We start from the raw sequence: 16512 nt of genomic DNA, 5'->3' as shown, positions 1-16512 counted from the left end.
CTCCTGGTTTCTGATTCCGTCACGTTTGTGCGCCCACGCTTCCGGCCGCCGGGGCGGCTGGGGCCGGTTGCCGCGAATTCCGGGTGAGCGGCCACAGCGCCCCGAACACCACCACGCCGAACACTCCCAGCGCGATGGCGGTTTCGGTGGGGCTCACCCAGTAACCGGAGAGCAGCAGCGCCGCGGGAATCGCGCCGGTGACCCAGCCCTGGATCGCCGTGACCCAGCCTGTATAGATTCTGAGGCTGTCCATCTTGAGACCGAGCAACAGGAAGAACAGGAACCACAGGAATGCCCAGTAGAGCCAGATGACCCCGAACGGGTAGTCCCTGAAGATCCGGAAATTGACGAACGAGTACCCCAGGGCCGCAACCGCAACGAACAGCGAGTAGTAGCCGACGCCGGTACTGTCGAGACCGGCGAGGAGGCCCACACCTACATACAGGTAGGTGAAGCCGAACAGATAGATGCCGGATGCCGCCAGGATCCCTCTGGGTTCGCCGGCGGCGGCGAAGATGAGATAAGTCGGCGTCAGCACCTGCAGTGCGCCCACGAACAGGTTGAACACCGCTGCCGCCTTGGCGTCGATCTTCCCGAGCAACAGCATTCCGTTGATGAAGAGCACTGCACCGACAAACAGCAGTCCCACGTTTCCCACGAGGACGCACCTCCTAAGTCCGCGTGGACGCCCTCAGGGACGCGGCAACCGCGAGAGCGCGGGGTGCGGGTGCCGTGGCACCCTTGTGCGTGACGGCACTTCGGAGACTACTGCCGGGGCCTCACGGGCCTGCTCCTCCTGGTCATGAAGGGCGGCGACCGCGTGCGAGGTCAACGCAAAGCCGGGCGAGGAGTACACACGTCTCGCAGCGCCTGCGCAAACAGGGCAACCGTAAACCTTGGGCGCCGTCCCGATCGCCAACTTCACGTCGAAGGGCCCACATCGGCTGCATAGATATTCATAGGTTGCCATCAGCAGCCTCCGGATGCCGGTGACGCTGGCCAACCCGAGTGCGTGCGGTGCGCCCCGATCAGTACACGGCGCAGCGCGTTTCCTACCTTCAAGGAGACGTCTCGCAAATCCAGGTGTCAAGTACCGGACGGCCGGGCCTGGATCTTCTCAGAACGACCCGATCGCGAGCGCCGCCGCGGCTGCCGCAAGACCCACCGCGAGACTCGAAACGGCGTACAGCAGGGACTTGCCGACCTGCCCTTTCTCGCACAGGTGGACCAACTCGTAACTGAATGTGGAGAACGTCGTATAGGCGCCGCAGAAACCGACGCCGGCAATGGTCACGACCTGCTCCGGCAATGCGTGCCGTGCGCCGAGGCCCACCAGAAGCCCCAGCACGAACGATCCGCTCACGTTGATCAGCCAGGTGCCGCGTGGGAACACGCCCGGGCTCCGGTACTGCACGTACTGGCCGAGGACGTAACGCGCCACTGCCCCGACCGCGGCCGCCGCACCGACGGCGAGCAGGATGATCACCGCACCCACCAGCCGTATCGCCGGGCGCGCCCGCGCCGCGCGTCGAGCCGTATTCGCCGGGCCGACGTCAGCCGGCCGATGGCCAGGCCCAGAACGGTGGCGGCCGCCCCGGCGAAGAGGCTCCCGACGATGTTCAACGCCGCGGCTGCGTAGTGGCCGTGGCCCAGCAGGCGATCGGTGTCGACCATCCAGGTCGAGAAGGTGGTGAAGGCGCCGAGGAAGCCGACGGCGGCGAACGGCCGCACGTACAGGGTCGGCGGCCAGGCCTCGAACACATGAATGAGCAGCAGCGCCAGCGCGAACGATCCGGACACGTTGATGGCGAATGTCGTCCACGGGAACGTCGCCCCAGGCGCGGGGAAGGCCAGCCCCAGCGCATAACGGGCCGTCCCGCCCAGCAGGCCGCCGAGCGCGACCGCCGCCAGGACGCCCCCGCGCAGATGCGCGCGGAACGGCTCCCGAACTCCCGTCAAAGGCCTCATCGAAATAGCCGCATCCCTATCCACCGGAACACCTCCCCATTATCCCTGGGGATTGCAGCGCCGACGCACACTCGACTAAAATTCAAGATCATCGGCGTTCGACCGGTTTACCGGTGCCCTACCCGTTCACCGGAGCAGTGGCCCCACCGATGGAGGACGGCCATGGCAAAAATCCTTGCGGTGCTCTATCCGGATCCCGTGGGCGGATATCCTCCCGACTACGCCCGCGACGAGATTCCCACCATCACCGGCTATCCGGGCGGTCAGACCGCGCCGACCCCGCAGGCCATCGATTTCGCCCCGGGGCACCTCCTCGGCTGCGTCTCCGGAGAACTGGGACTGCGCCGGTTCCTGGAGGACCGGGGTCACACCTTCGTCGTCACGAGCGACAAGGAAGGGGCGGACTCCACCCTGGATCGCGAGCTTCCCGACACCGACGTGGTCATCTCGCAGCCATTCTGGCCCGCCTATCTGACCCCCGAGCGGATCGCCGCGGCTCCCCGGCTCAGACTCGCGATCACCGCGGGGATCGGGTCGGACCACGTCGATCTGCCGAGCGCCATCTCCCATGGCATGACCGTGGCCGAGGTGACTTTCAGCAACAGCATCAGTGTGTCGGAGCACGCCGTGATGCAGATCCTCACCCTGGTGCACAACTACATGCCGGCTCACGAGTGGGTGACCACCAAGAAGGGATGGAACATCGCCGACAGCGTCTCGCGCGCCTACGACCTCGAAGGCATGGACGTCGGCGTCCTCGGCTCCGGCCGTATCGGCCAGGCGGTACTGCGCCGCCTCAAGCCGTTCGACGTCACGCTGCACTACTGCGACGTGCACCGGCTGTCCAAGGAGGTCGAGGAGGAGCTGGAGCTGACCTGGCATCCCGACGCCCGTTCGCTGGCCTCCTCCGTCGATGTGCTGTCGATCCACACTCCGCTGCATCCGCAGACGAAGAACCTCTTCGACGACGAGCTGATCGGGGCCATGAAGCGCGGTTCGTACATCGTCAACACCGCACGGGCGCTCATCGTCAACCGGGACGCCGTGGTGCGGGCCCTCAACAGCGGCCAACTGGCTGGTTACGCCGGTGACGTCTGGTACCCGCAGCCGCCACCGCCCGACCATCCCTGGCGCACCATGCCGTACGAGGCGATGACGCCGCACGTGTCCGGGTCGACCCTCTCGGCGCAGGCACGCTACGCGGCCGGTACGCGGGAGATCCTGGAGTGCTGGCTCGACGGGCACCCCATCCGCCCGGAGTACCTGATCGTCGACGGCGGTGGGCTGGCCGGGACGGGAGCGCGCTCCTACACCGTCGCCGGATAACGCATAACAGCCCGCGGATAAGAAATCACTGGAAGATCCACCACGTGAGTGGGCAATGGCCCCGTTCAGGCATCGCCGTGCCTGCTGTGAGCCGCCTCACTCAGAATTTGCTGGACGGGTGCGACCGAGAGCCTTAGTGTCCGCAATTAGATTGATTTTTCACTATGCGGAGGTACCCGCGCCGCGCGTAATCTCTCGCGAGAAAACCAAGGCGAATGCAGGGAAGGTGGATCAGTGAGCATGGACGCCGTGTGGGTCCGGGGCGTGACCGGCATTCAGATGCATCACGTGACCGACCTTCAGGATGCCGGCAGGTTTTTGGGCAACGCAGCGATGGCACTGCGGGCTGCGCACGTGCGGACCGGCGCCGACCGATACTCCGGCATCGCCGCCGAGCTCAAGGCTCTGGTGGAGCGAGTGCGGGAGCTGGAGGACGAAGCGCGGTCGAGCATGCACGAACTGCACTCCACAGACCCGGAGCGGTTTGTCCGCTGCCGGGATGGCCACGAGCCGTGGCCCGGTGAGATCCCGGCAGGATTCATCCCTCGTCACACCTGCAAGGACGAGTGCCTCTACCACGATCGCGAAGTCCTCGCCGCGATCATGCAGTGCACCTGTGGCCGCCCCCCGTGCCGGGCGTGTGAAATCGGTGGGAAGCTGTGACGAGCCCCGGGGCTCCCGTGGCCGAGCCGGATCGAAACACCAACTGATCACGTACGGTCATGGCACCCCACTCGCGGTGATCCGGACTGGCTGTAACCGCAACGACGTCACCCGACTCCCCTGCCGCTGGTCGATGCCGTCCCCGCCGTAGACAACGGTCGGCAGGGACGGCCACGCCGCAAGCCCGGCTCACACTTCGCCGAGCGCGGCTTCGGCCGGTACCGAGCCGTGCGGCCGACACGGCCGTGACGACGAGCTCGAGTCAGCTCACCACGACCCCACCGCTGCGCAATTCGCGGCACTCTCCCAGGAGGGGCCGACTCATGCAGCCCGTGGGACGCGAGAACATTCTGCGCGGAGCCCCCGAAGAGGACTGCGAATACGCCTCGGACCCGGAGTGGCGGGCGGAGAGTTTCTGACTCACGGTGGACTCCCGTCCCACCGCGACGCGTTCGACGTTCTCCGGCTCACGACCCTGAGCAGCGACTACCAGTCCCTGGCTGGTGCTCGCTCCCCAGCTCGCCCCGCCTCAACACCGGAACGGATCAGTGCTCGGCTCCCCGGAGCCCTCTCTTGTCGTGCACAATCGGCGCAGGGGGCCGTACTTCGGCCGCATCGGCGATCCGAGCCATCGCAACGCGGCCCAGGCGCTCGTGCGGACATGGCAGACCGCGACGGCCCCGTTGTCCCCTCGGATTCGATTCCGTGCCAAGGACTCCTCGCCGGCCGACCGCCCCATCATCGACATGTGAACAACACAGCCTTTGGCACCACGGAGGACGACCTCGACCGGCGCCGAGTGTGGCCACGCTCCAACCACACAGCACGAGGGAAGTTGGGCGGTCCATTCAGCGGGCCCTCGCCTCCGCGAGCCGTGCGTGACGCGGCCGTGCGTCCGCGATCAGCGTTGTCAGTGGTCGCAAGTAGGTTCAGTCGTGTCCCGCCGTTGTGGTGCGGAAGTCCTCTTGATGCATAGGAGATGGTGCGTTGTCAGATTCAGATTGGGAGAGGTCGAGCACGGCACGGGTGGTAGCACCCGCACGGCCGCGCAAGCTCGCCAAGGTCCCGTTCGTCGAGCTGGCCGACGGACGCTTGCAGGGCGTGGTGTCCAGCGGCTCGGACATCGAGCGGGTCTATGTCTCGTCGGTCGCCGCCGGCACCTACGCGTTCGCTTGCAGCACCAACAACAACCGGCCCTGCGGCGGCGCGCGGGGCTCGTTCTGCAATCACATCCGGGCCCTGATCAACGAGGCGGTGCTGCAATACGGCGCCGCGCGCGTCGTCCGTTACCTGAGGGTCGAGAGCGTGGACGGGGAGCCGAGCGCGCTGACCATCGCCGCCGACATGAGCAACACACGTCCACCGCAGGGGGACTCCAAGGCAGCCGCACCCGTCTTCAGCCGGTTCCTGCGCCATCTGGCCTACCTGGAACTCGCCCCGACCACCGCGCCGTTGCCGGAGATGCAGTGGTTCCCGCCGACCAGGGCGGTGGCGTGATGCGCGCCGACCTGCTCGCCGAAACCATCTCCGGGCTCGACGAAGCCCTGGCGGCCGTCGACGCCTTCGACCGGGCTCTCGTCGCCGGCCTGCTCCGCCCCCAGCCTGCCCAGGCCGTCGGTCTGACAGAGCTCGCCCACGCCGTCACGGGGACGCCGCTGGCCGCCAAGGTCGCCGAGGCGGCCGAGAAGACCGCGGCCGGAGCCGCGAGCGAAGACCACTTCGTCGCCCTCTCCGCAGCCCGCACCGCACTGCTCGGCTCCGTCCACGACGCGCTGATGACCCGCGCCCAAGAGGCGACCGGTCGGCCCCGCAACGAGGAGACCGTCCCGGCGCCCGGCGGGCAGCAAGCAGCGAACCTGCTCGCCGCCGCCCGCTCCTGGCTGTCCGATCTGGCGCGCTCCGGGTGGCAGGGCATCGACCACGACGTGGTCTCCGGGTCGGCGCAAGTCGTCTCCGCGATGCTTCCGGACCCGGCCCTGCGCCGCCTGGCGACGCTCCTCGACGGCTTCGCCGCCGAACTCGCCGCATCCTGCCCGGGCGCGGCCCTGGAACGCATCCCGGCACGCCGCTGGGCCGACCTGTGGTCGCGCGCGATGCTGCTGACCCTGCCCGGTGCGGCCGACATACCCAAGACCGGTACGGCCACCGGACGCCTCCTGCCCCTCGGCGTGGACGTGCAGGAACACGCGACCGCCGCACAGGCCCAAGTCCACGCGGTGTTCGAGCCCGCCGACGGCACCGCGCCCCGCCTGGTGCGCGCCGGTGTGTCGGTGCCCAAGCCTGACACAGTTGTCGGAGCCGGCCTCTGGCAGCTGCTCCGCCCGCACATGTCGCTCCTGGCGGCCGTCAGCGAAGGCCGCTCGATGGACCTCGCCGGTATGCCCGTCACCGCCGAGGGCGACCTGGTCTGGAGCGACGAGCACGCACACCCGAGTGAGCCCGCCGACGCCTTCGCCACTGCCCGCGTCGCCCTGCCCACCGCCACCGACGCGGCGACCGCACCCCTGGACCGGCACCCGGCGCGCATCGCCGTACCCGTGTTCCTGGAGGGCTACGCCGCCCAGAAGGACGACGGCGCACTGACGTTCACCGTCGCCGGACACCGTCTCGCTGTCGACACCGACCGCATTCCGACCGCCGGACCACTCACCCCCGAGGCCGTTGCGGCGTCCGGCGCGTGCATCGGGCTGCTCCGCTGGGACGCCGGGACGTACCGCGTCCAGCCTCTGGCCGTCGAGACGACCGTGCGGAAGAAGGCTGTCGCGATCCACGCAGGGGGATGGGCCGGGGGCACGACCGACAAGGCCGGCGTCAAGGCCGAGAAGGCCGCCACCGACGCCGTGACTGTGCTGCGGGAGCGTGCCGGGAGGCTGCTGCGGAAATGACGGACCACACGACCGGGCAAACGACCGAAACCGAGCAATCGGCCGACCATACGAACCCGCAGAACCCCCAGGTGGACCCCCACGACAACCGTCGTCAGGCCCTGTACTGGCGGCTCCTCGCCCGCCTCTTCGACCACGAGGAGCAGGCCACGCTGGAATCGGCGAGCCTCGCCGTCGTCGAGGACATCGGTCTGCCGTCCGCGCTGCTGGACCCGCAGGCCTCCGTCGACTCGATCGTGCAGCGCCACCCGGAACTGGCCGCCGAGTTCGACGGTCTGATGGCGCCCGCCCCCGACCCCGACGCCGCCGACGGTGCCCGCGACCGGGCCGCCGAAGTACGGCGCGCGGCGCTGGTGTCGAAGGTGCTGCTCAACGTCTTCGCCACCGACTCCGGCACAGTCACCGCCGGACAGCTGGCGCGCTGGCAGTCCGACGCGGGCTGGCTGGAGCGTGCGCTCGGCTGCAAGCCGGGCGAGCTGCGCGGTGGCCGCGCAGGCGGAGGTTCCGGGCGGGGCGCCGCGGGACCGGGTGCCAGCCCGACCGGCACCGGCGGCCTGGGCACGACGCCCGATCTCAGTCGGCTGATTCCGGCGATCGGCCCGGAACTCGGCGCCATCGAGGCCGATCTCGTCAAGCGGATGCACCTGCGCGAGGTGCTGGCCGACCCCAAACTGGCCTCGCAGCTGACCCCGAGCATGTCGCTGATCGAGCAGCTGCTGCGGGACAAGAACAACCTCTCGGGCGTGGCCCTGGCCAACGCCAAGGCCCTGATCCGCCGTTTCGTCGACGAGGTCGCCGAAGTGCTGCGCACCCAGGTGGAGAAGACCACGGTAGGCGCCCTGGACCGCTCCGTCCCGCCCAAGCGGGTGTTCCGCAACCTCGACCTCGACCGCACGATCTGGAAGAACCTCACCAACTGGAGCCCGGAGGAGGAGCGGTTGTACGTCGACCGCCTCTACTACCGGCACACCGCACGCAAGACGACGCCCCAGCGGCTGATCGTCGTCGTGGACCAGTCGGGCTCGATGGTCGACTCGATGGTGAACTGCACCATCCTGGCGTCGATCTTCGCCGGGCTGCCGAAGGTGGACGTCCACCTGATCGCGTACGACACACAGGCGCTCGACCTCACGCCGTGGGTGCACGACCCCTTCGAGAGCCTGCTGCGCACCAACCTCGGGGGCGGCACCGACGGCACAGTCGCCATGGCACTGGCCCAGCCGAAGATCGCCGAGCCGCGCAACACCGTTGTGGTGTGGATCTCCGACTTCTACGAATGGCAGACCGAGCCGCTGTTCGAGAGCATGGCCGCCATTCACCGCTCCGGAGCCAAGTTCATCCCGGTCGGCTCGGTGACCAGCTCCGGCCGCGGCAGTGTCAACCCGTGGTTCAGGGAGCGCTTCAAGGACCTCGGTACGCCGGTGATCTCCGGCCACATCCGCAAGCTCGTCCACGAACTCAAGACGTTCCTCGCTTAGAAAGGCACTGTCATGTCCGACATGTTGCGCGCCCCTGCCGAGATCAAGTACGCCGAGGAACTGGACTGGCTGGAGTCCATCGACGACAACCCCAAGCCCTTCTCCTGGCGACTGTCCCCGAAGATGGTCCGGCTGTTCGTCCTGGGCTCCGAGCGCTCCGACGGTCTGGACCGGGAGATCTCGCAGAAGTGGTACGGAGACCGCAGTTTCGTCGAGCGCTCCATCGTCACGCTGGCCTCCGACCGCGGCCTGCTGCTCATCGGCGACCCCGGCACCGGCAAGAGCTGGCTGGCCGAGCTGCTGTCCGCCGCGATCTGCCGCAACTCCACGCTGGTCGTGCAGGGCACGGCCGGCACCACCGAGGACCACATCAAGTACTCCTGGAACGTGTCCATGGTCATCGCCAAGGGCCAGTCGCGGGAGTCGATGATCCCCTCGCCGATCATGACGGCGATGGAGAGCGGCGCGATCGGCCGTTTCGAGGAACTCACCCGCTCCACCAGCGACGTCCAGGACGCGTTGATCTCGATCCTGTCGGAGAAGTACATCTCGGTTCCCGAACTGGACAGCGAGAACATCGTCTTCGCCAAGCCCGGCTTCTCGATCATCGCCACCGCCAACAGCCGTGACCGCGGCGTCAACGACCTGTCCTCGGCGCTCAAGCGCCGCTTCAACTTCGTCCGCATCCCGGTGGTGACGAACAAGAAGAGCGAGGCGGAGATCGTCCGCTTCCGTACCGAGGAACTGCTGCGCCGCCACCAGATCGAGCTGGACGTGCCGCCGACGCTGCTCGACGTGCTGCTGCAGAGCTTCGCCGACCTGCGCGCCTCGGCGGCCGCGGCCGGCAGCGACGACGAGAAGCTGGAGTCGGCGCTGTCCACCGCCGAACAGATAGGCGTGCTCGAGGACGCGATCCTGCACGGCAATTTCTTCGGCGAGCGCGCGCTGACCGCCCACACGCTGGCCTCGTCGCTCGTCGGGTCACTGGCCCGGCGCGAGCCCGAGGACTTGGCCATCCTCAACAAGTACCTGCATGGCGTGGTCGAGCCGCGCAGCAAGGAAGAGGGCGGGTCCTGGCCGGAGTTCCTGGAGGGCGGCCGCGACGCGATCGCCACCCTGTCATGAGCGGTACGCACGAGGGGACCTTCGAAGCGCTGCGCGCGCAGCTGCAGGAGGCCGCAGCGACGTTCGCCGACGGGCCCGGCGCACTGGAGGGCATCCTCCTCGGCCTCGTCGAGGACGTCGACCGCGCGGTGGGCGAGCCACTGGAGATCTTCCCCGTCTGTCACCACTCGCCCGCCTCGGCGCTCGCGATGGCACGCCGCTTGCGGGAGAAGCAGCCGAAGGTCGTGTACCTCGAGCTGTGCGAGGACATGGCGCCGCTGCTGACCGAACTGCGCAACTGCAGGCTCCCGGTGGCGGTTCAGGCGTTCGCGACCGAGGTCGACGGCTTCCCGGCCGAGTGGTCTCCGCTGTCGGTGGTCGCGCCGATCACCGAGGCCTCGGCCGAGTACCAGGCGATCGCCTACGCGCTGGACACCCCGGGCGTCGAACTGGTCCTCGTCGACCGTTCCTCGGACCACGTCTACCAGTGGGACGCGCGCGGGAGACACCCCGACGACCCGGCCGAGCTCGGCGCTGATCCAGGGGTGTCGGACGCACCGCCCGCCGAGGAGGAGGCCGCGCTGCACGGCGACGCGGTCGGCGTGGGGATCGGCGACCTGCGGCCGCGCTTCGCCGAACTGGAGGAACACCTGCTGCGTCACGGCAGGGTGCGGCACTGGTCGGAGTGGTGGCACCAGTACGTCGAACTGCCGCTCGGCGACAGCGACCACGACACCTACCGGCAGGTCATGCTCCTGATCGGCAGCCTCTTCCGGCGCCTCGCACCCGGCGACCCCCATCGAGTGGACGTGGACGAGGACCGCGAGCGCTACATGTGGACCAGGATGCGCCAGCACCTGGCCGCGACCGGCACCGATCCCGCGGACTGCCTCTACATCTGCGGCGCCTTCCACGCGGCCAGCCGTGTCGCGGAGTTCGGCGTCCGTGGCACCGACACCTTCGAGATCAGCCCGCGCAGTGCCACCAAGTGGCAGCACGGCCTGATTCCGTCCAGCCACACGGCGATCGAGGCGCAGTTCGGCCTGGCCGCCGGCTCGGTGTCGATCGCCGCGACGGTCTGGGCGAAGAACGTCAGGCGCACGCGCGTGGAGCCGTACCGCCTGGCGGGACAGGCGGGCGCGAAGAAATCGAAGGCCAAGAAGACCGCGGCCGCGGTGGCTCCCGTACCGGCGGTCCCGCCCTCCGACAAGCTGACCGGCTTCCTGCAGCAACCGCCCGTCCTGGACCGGCTGGACGAGACCGAACTGCTCGGCTGGTCGGTGGAGATCGTGCGCGCCGCGCGCCGCAACGGCTACCTCGCCTCCACCGCCGACGCCATCGCGGTGTTCGAGACGTCGATCCTGCTGGCCGGCATGCGTGACCGGGCCAAGCCGACACCGTACGACTTCCAGGACGCGGCCGTCACCTGTATCGAGAAGGACACCGTGCCCGGCCGGCGCGACGTGCGCCGCCTCGTGGAGATCATGATGGGCGGCGACAGGACAGGCCAAGTCGGCTACGAGGCGCTGCCACCCCTGGCCCGCGACGTGCACGACCGGCTCGCGCCGCTGAACCTCAAACTCCAGCAGCGCGGTGTGCAACGGGCGTTGCTGGACATCGCCTCCCGGCCGGAACTGGGGCAGTGCTCCGACGTGCTGTGGATGCTGCGCTACCTGATGCCGCAGGGCGCCGCGCGGCCCATCATGGGCGAGCGGAGGCTCGGCGAGCGCCCCATCCAGGAGTCGTGGGACCTTGCGCTGGGCACCCACCAGCGGGCGCTCATCGAGCTCGGCTACGAGGGCGTCAGCATCGAGCAGGTCCTGGAACAGCGCCTGCGCCGCACGGCGTACGGCCCGCAGGCCACCGCGGCAACCGTCCTGGAAGCCGTCGAGGACGCGACGCTGTACCTGCGCAGCCGCCGGCTCGCCGACGAGCTGGGCACACGCGCCCTGGAAGTGCTGTCGGCCGAACGCAGCGTCGACGGCGCACCGGAGGTCCTGCGCCGGGTGCGGCGGCTGCTGGCGTACTACCGCACCAGCGAGCCGGTACTGCCGCCGTGGATCGAGTCCTTCGTCAAGACCGGATACGCGCACTACTGCACCCTGCTGCCGACGGCGTTCACCGACGACGACGCCACCGTCCGCCAAGTGGCGGCGATGCTGGGCTTCTTGTTCAGCATGGAGAGCCTGGCGCTGTCGTTGGGCTGCGACCGGACCCAACTGGAGCTGGCGGTCGCCCAGTCGCATCCACAGGACCAGTCGAAGACGGCGCTGCTGTGGGCGGCCCAGACGCAGCTCGGGCACCTCTCCCGCGCGGACCTTCGGGCGAGGTGTGACGAACTGCTGGGCAACCCCTTGGTGGTGCCCGCCTATCCGCGCTACCTCAGCGGCTTCGTACACGCCTTGGAGCCCGTCCCAGGCCTCACCGACTTCGTCGTGGAAGCGGTGTCGAACGCGTTCGGACGGCTGCCGGACCCGGTGCTCCTGCCGTGGCTGCCGACCCTGATCACCACCCTGCGATCGGGTGGCACCGAGCTGGCGCCGCTGCTCATCCGTGAGGCCGGACGGATCTTCCCCGGTCGGCTAGCAGTGCTGGACGAGTGGACGCCGCCGTGGCGGACGCAGCCGGAAGCCGTGTATCCGGCTGGGCGCACGGACGGCAGCCGAGGTGGCACGCTGCTCGCTGCCCACCCCGCGACGTGCGACGCGGTGGCGAGACTGCTGGGCTGCGACGGGACGTGGGAGACGGCGGATGCCGGCCCGCAGGGCGCGGCGCTGGTAGGCCGCCATCCGGACACGGCGATGGCGCTGGAGGTTCTGCTGGCCGGCACCTGACTTCGGCGGGGTTAAACCCACGCGGCGGATTCGCCGCCGGCGGCGACCCGAGCTGCGGGCGCCGCCGACGCGGCCCGGCAAGCGGGCCCAGGGCCCGCCGCAGCCGCGCGAATCCAAGGTCGGCTGCCGGGCCACGGCCGCCGTTCACGTCCTCCCGGCCGGCCGGCCAGGGCCCGGGCTGCGGGCCTGCCCGATCATCACCTGGTGTGCCGGAGCTGCGGAGCGGTCAAGGACGTCCAGGTCGGCCGGCGGGGGCCGACCTGGACGTCACGATCAGACGAGGTCGAACCGGTCGAGGTTCATCACCTTGTCCCACGCCGCGACGAAGTCGTTCACGAACTTCTCCTTCGCGTCATCGCTCGCGTAGACCTCCGCGAGCGCGCGCAGCTCGGAGTTCGACCCGAAGACGAGGTCGGCGCGGCTGCCGGTCCACTTGATCTCGCCGGTGGCGGCGTCGCGACCCTCGAACGTGTTCGCGTCCTCGGACGTCGCCTTCCACGTCGTGCCCAGGTCGAGCAGGTTGACGAAGAAGTCGTTGGTCAGAGACCCGGGGGTCGCGGTGAAGGCGCCGAGCGACGACTGCTGGTAGTTCGCGCCCAGGACGCGGAGGCCACCGACGAGGGCCGTCATCTCGGGGGCGCTCAGGGTCAGGAGGTTCGCCCGGTCGGTCAGCAGGTACTCGGCGGGCAGCCGGTTGCCCTTCCCGAGGTAGTTGCGGAACCCGTCGGCGGTCGGCTCGAGCGCGGCGAACGACTCCACGTCGGTCTGCTCCTGCGACGCGTCCACGCGGCCCGGCGTGAAGGGGACCTCGACATCGAAGCCGGCGTCCTTGGCAGCCTGCTCGACGGCGGCACCACCGGCGAGCACGATCAGGTCGGCGAGCGAGATCTGCTTGCCGCCGGTCCGGGCGGCGTTGAAGGCCTCCTGGATCCCACCCAGAGTGCGCAGCACCGTCGCCAGCTGGTCGGGGTCGTTGACCTCCCACCCGCTCTGCGGCTGGAGGCGGATGCGCGCACCGTTGGCGCCGCCGCGCTTGTCGCTGCCGCGGAAGGACGAGGCCGACGCCCACGCGGAGGACACGAGCTGGGACACCGACAGGCCCGAGGCGAGGATCTGGCCCTTGAGGGAGGCGATGTCCTCGGCGTCGATGAGCTCGTGCGTCACCGCGGGGAGGGGGTCCTGCCACAGCAGTGTCTCGGCAGGGACCTCAGGGCCGAGGTAGCGCACGATCGGGCCCATGTCGCGGTGGGTCAGCTTGTACCACGCGCGGGCGAAGGCGTCCGCGAACTCGGCGGGGTTCTCCAGGAAGCGCCGCGAGATCTGCTCGTAGGCCGGGTCGAACCGGAGCGAGAGGTCGGTCGTCAGCATCGTCGGGGCGTGGCTCTGCGACGGTTCGTGGGCGTCGGGCACGGTGCCCGCACCGGCGCCGTCCTGCGGCCTCCACTGATGCGCGCCGGCGGGGCTCTTGTACAGCTCCCACTCGTTGCCGAACAGGATCTCGAAGAAGCTGTTGTCCCATGTGATCGGGGTGTTCGTCCAGATACCCTCAAGTCCGCTGGTGATCGCGTCGCCACCCTTGCCGGTGCCGAACGAGTTCCTCCAGCCGAGGCCCTGCTCCTCGAGCGGGGCGGCCTCGGGGTCGGGGCCGACGCTCTCCGCCGGGCCCGCGCCGTGGGTCTTGCCGAAGGTGTGACCGCCCGCGATCAGGGCGACCGTCTCCTCGTCGTTCATCGCCATCCTGCGGAACGTCTCACGGATGTCGCGGGCCGCGGCGAGCGGGTCCGGGTTGCCGTTCGGGCCCTCCGGGTTGACGTAGATGAGGCCCATCTGGACCGCGCCGAGGGGGTTCTCCAGCTCCCGGTCGCCGGTGTAGCGCTCGTCGTCGAGCCAGGTGGTCTCGGGACCCCAGTAGACGTCCTCGTCGGGCTCCCACACGTCCGCACGACCGCCGCCGAAGCCGAAGGTCTCGAAGCCCATCGACTCCAGGGCGACATTGCCGGCGAGGATCATGAGGTCGGCCCACGAGAGGCTCTGGCCGTACTTCTTCTTGACCGGCCACAGCAGGCGGCGGGCCTTGTCGAGGTTCCCGTTGTCGGGCCAGCTGTTGAGGGGGGCGAAGCGCTGCTGGCCGGCCCCGCCGCCGCCGCGGCCGTCGCTGATCCGGTAGGTACCCGCGCTGTGCCACGCCATCCGGATCATGAACGGGCCGTAGTGGCCGAAGTCGGCGGGCCACCAGTCCTGCGAGGTCGTCAGTACCTCCGCGATGTCCTGCTTCACGGCCGGGAGGTCGAGGGTCTTGAACGCCTCGGCGTAGTCGAACTCCTCGCCGAGGGGGTTGGCCACGGCGGGGTTCTTGGCAAGGATCTTCAGGTTGAGCCGCTCCGGCCACCACTGGCGGTTTCCGCCGCCCTGAGTCGGGTGCGGGGCGCGCCCGTGCGCGACCGGGCAGCCACCTCCGCCCTCCGTCTTCGCGTCTGTGACGATCGCTTCATGGTTCTCAGACATGGGAATCCTTCCGAACTGGGCGGATCATGGTGCTCAGAAACTGCGGGCGGTGGAACAGTCGGGGCACAGGCCCCAGTAGATGACCTCGGCCTCGTCGATCGAGAAGCCGTGGTCGTCGAACGCGGTCAGACAGGTGCCCCCCCCCGACCGCGCAGTCGACGTCAGCGACGACACGAGGCGTCCCTCGAACCGGGCCGGGCTGCCGGCCGGATCGATGCGGCGTACGAGTCCCGCCACGGTGAGCGCGTGGAGGGCCTCACACACGACTTGAAGGGAGATATGGCCCACGCGATCGCGCACCCCGGAGGCAATCGCCTCGACACCGAGGCGGTCACCGTCCCGGACGGTCTCGAGCAGCGCGACGCGGGCGGCCGTCACCCGCAGGCCGGCACCGTGCAGCTCCGCGGCGGTGGTCCCGTCACGTCTCTGTCTCCTGTCTGTACTGGAGTCTTCCTGCCCCTTGGCTATCACCGGAACCGATCCTACAATGGACAGAGTCCAAGTCAAGAAGTGCGCCAAACCCCTATCCAATCGGAACCCGGATGTCCACCAGTAAACTTCGGGTATCCCACCGAACCTGAATAGGTGAACCGATATGAGTGACCTGCTGGAGCGACTGCGAGGGCGTGGCTGGCGGATGACCTCCCAGCGGCGTGTCGTTGCGGAGGTCCTCGACGGCGACCACGTGCATCTCACGGCCGACGAGGTGCACGCCCGCGCGGTACAGCGGCTGCCCGAGATCTCCCGGGCGACCGTCTACAACGCCCTGGGCGAGTTGGTCTCCCTCGGTGAGGTCATAGAGGTCTCCACCGACGGCCGCGCCAAGCGTTACGACCCCAACGCACACCACCCGCACCAGCACCTGGTGTGCTCCAACTGCGGCACCGTCCGCGATGTCCACCCGACCGGCAATCCACTGACCGACCTCCCTGCGGAGGAACGGTTCGGCTTCACAGTGTCCGAGGTCGAGGTCACCTACCGCGGGCTGTGCCCCTCCTGCGCCTAGGCAATGCTTGCCCTGTCGAGGTCGGTCGCGGCCCGTCTGTTCGTCCCACCCTCCGCACAGCGCAGCACGATCTTCGCGCGCAGCGCCAGGAACTGCGCTGCCTTCGCCCGCCTCGCCCACCGGGTCAACCGGGCCCGCTCCGCCTCGTCCAGGACGAGATCGACCTTCGGCCGGCCGATGCGGGCGGCGCCCTCCCGCCCGGCGATCCGCTGCGCGGCAGGCTGGGGTCTCCCACCCCGTTGTGGCGCCTGACGGCCGGCAGATCCGGAACGCCGCGCAGCCACCCCTCAACGAGAGGCGACAACGGAACCCGACGCCCTCTATCACGTCATGTGTGTGGCGGACGACCCCGACCGAAAAGTCACACCAAAACACCCAACCTCTGAGCGGGGCCCAACGGGCACGCACATAATGTGCAACAGGCGGCATCTTGGCCGAAAACGAACAGCGATTCGAAGGGCCTGTCCATGACGTCAACCGCTGCTCGCAAAGGGCCCGCTCCGCGGCCGGGGGAAGCTCGCTGGCCGGCAACCAGCCTTCTGGGTGGACTCTCGGTGGAGACGCGTGACCACATGATCCGGCTCGGGCGACCGATGCGCTTCGACGGGGGTGAACGGCTGCTGCGCGAGGGTGAGTACGGCTCGCACGTCTTCCTGCTGCTGAGCGGCTGGTTCAAGGTGCTGGCCACCACGGAGGACGACCGAGAGGTGAGCTGGCCTGTTTTGACGCGCAGCCGCGCGTAG

At 69.0% G+C, this 16512-nt stretch carries 16 protein-coding genes; 9 read left to right on the top strand and 7 right to left on the bottom strand.

Annotation, left to right across the window (positions count from 1 at the left end; all coding sequences use genetic code 11):
• Window positions 1-19 precede the first annotated feature (19 nt).
• The 4 genes from OG735_RS32900 to OG735_RS32890 form a co-directional block, all read right to left on the bottom strand.
• Complete coding sequence (locus tag OG735_RS32900; protein WP_327326774.1) at window positions 20-658, bottom strand: AmiS/UreI family transporter; 639 nt, start codon at window positions 656-658, stop codon at window positions 20-22.
• Window positions 659-691: 33 nt separating this feature from the next.
• Window positions 692-970, bottom strand: coding sequence for an FmdB family zinc ribbon protein (locus tag OG735_RS42095; RefSeq protein ID WP_442812529.1), 279 nt, complete (start codon window positions 968-970; stop codon window positions 692-694).
• A 147-nt stretch (window positions 971-1117) separates the two neighbouring features.
• The gene (gene crcB / locus OG735_RS32895) at window positions 1118-1486 is read right to left on the bottom strand and encodes a fluoride efflux transporter CrcB (RefSeq protein WP_327326773.1); all 369 of its coding nucleotides are present in this window, start codon (window positions 1484-1486) and stop codon (window positions 1118-1120) included.
• Window positions 1483-1959: a fluoride efflux transporter FluC gene (locus tag OG735_RS32890; protein ID WP_327326772.1), complete on the bottom strand. Its 477-nt coding sequence runs from the start codon at window positions 1957-1959 to the stop codon at window positions 1483-1485. The genes crcB and OG735_RS32890 overlap by 4 nt, the downstream gene beginning before the upstream one ends.
• 171 nt (window positions 1960-2130) lie before the next feature.
• On the opposite strand from OG735_RS32890, the gene OG735_RS32885 reads away from it, so the two are divergent.
• From OG735_RS32885 to OG735_RS32850, 7 genes are all read left to right on the top strand, one after another.
• Window positions 2131-3294 (top strand): NAD-dependent formate dehydrogenase, encoded by a 1164-nt coding sequence (locus OG735_RS32885; RefSeq protein WP_327326771.1) that lies wholly within the window; start codon window positions 2131-2133, stop codon window positions 3292-3294.
• A gap of 240 nt (window positions 3295-3534) precedes the next feature.
• Window positions 3535-3957, top strand: a complete 423-nt coding sequence (locus OG735_RS32880) for a hypothetical protein (RefSeq protein WP_327328533.1) — start codon at window positions 3535-3537, stop codon at window positions 3955-3957.
• A gap of 1026 nt (window positions 3958-4983) precedes the next feature.
• Entirely contained in the window at window positions 4984-5454 is a 471-nt protein-coding gene (locus OG735_RS32870) for a hypothetical protein (protein WP_327326770.1), read from the top strand.
• Entirely contained in the window at window positions 5424-6842 is a 1419-nt protein-coding gene (locus OG735_RS32865; protein ID WP_327326769.1) for a hypothetical protein, read from the top strand. Before OG735_RS32870 ends, OG735_RS32865 begins: the two co-directional genes overlap by 31 nt.
• The gene (locus OG735_RS32860) at window positions 6839-8320 is read left to right on the top strand and encodes a VWA domain-containing protein (RefSeq protein WP_327326768.1); all 1482 of its coding nucleotides are present in this window, start codon (window positions 6839-6841) and stop codon (window positions 8318-8320) included. Before OG735_RS32865 ends, OG735_RS32860 begins: the two co-directional genes overlap by 4 nt.
• Before the next feature lie 12 nt (window positions 8321-8332).
• Window positions 8333-9445, top strand: a complete 1113-nt coding sequence (locus OG735_RS32855) for an ATP-binding protein (protein WP_327326767.1) — start codon at window positions 8333-8335, stop codon at window positions 9443-9445.
• Window positions 9442-12258 carry a hypothetical protein gene (locus OG735_RS32850; protein ID WP_327326766.1) on the top strand — a complete coding sequence of 939 codons (2817 nt, stop codon included), beginning with the start codon at window positions 9442-9444 and terminating at the stop codon, window positions 12256-12258. Before OG735_RS32855 ends, OG735_RS32850 begins: the two co-directional genes overlap by 4 nt.
• Window positions 12259-12531: 273 nt before the next feature.
• Here OG735_RS32850 and katG read toward each other — a convergent pair whose 3' ends face one another.
• Together katG and OG735_RS32840 are read right to left on the bottom strand one after the other, a co-directional pair.
• Window positions 12532-14763, bottom strand: a complete 2232-nt coding sequence (gene katG / locus OG735_RS32845; protein ID WP_327326765.1) for a catalase/peroxidase HPI — start codon at window positions 14761-14763, stop codon at window positions 12532-12534.
• A gap of 33 nt (window positions 14764-14796) precedes the next feature.
• Entirely contained in the window at window positions 14797-15231 is a 435-nt protein-coding gene (locus OG735_RS32840; RefSeq protein ID WP_327328532.1) for a Fur family transcriptional regulator, read from the bottom strand.
• A 127-nt stretch (window positions 15232-15358) separates the two neighbouring features.
• Here OG735_RS32840 and OG735_RS32835 point away from each other — a divergent pair, with 127 nt between their 5' ends.
• Complete coding sequence (locus OG735_RS32835) at window positions 15359-15769, top strand: Fur family transcriptional regulator (protein ID WP_327326764.1); 411 nt, start codon at window positions 15359-15361, stop codon at window positions 15767-15769.
• Here OG735_RS32835 and OG735_RS32830 read toward each other — a convergent pair.
• A complete protein-coding gene (locus OG735_RS32830) occupies window positions 15766-16053 on the bottom strand; it encodes a hypothetical protein (protein WP_327326762.1) in 288 nt (95 codons plus the stop codon). The two genes, OG735_RS32835 and OG735_RS32830, sit on opposite strands and share 4 nt — an antisense overlap.
• Window positions 16054-16323: 270 nt before the next feature.
• Between OG735_RS32830 and OG735_RS32825 the strand changes: the two genes are divergently transcribed.
• On the top strand, window positions 16324-16512 hold the full coding sequence (locus tag OG735_RS32825; protein ID WP_327326761.1) for a cyclic nucleotide-binding domain-containing protein: 189 nt from the start codon (window positions 16324-16326) through the stop codon (window positions 16510-16512).

The organism is Streptomyces sp. NBC_01210 (genome assembly GCF_036010325.1).
Taxonomy (GTDB): Bacteria; Actinomycetota; Actinomycetes; order Streptomycetales; family Streptomycetaceae; genus Streptomyces.
Note: the sequence above shows the minus strand (reverse complement) of the source record. Positions and strands in the feature narration are given on the sequence as shown.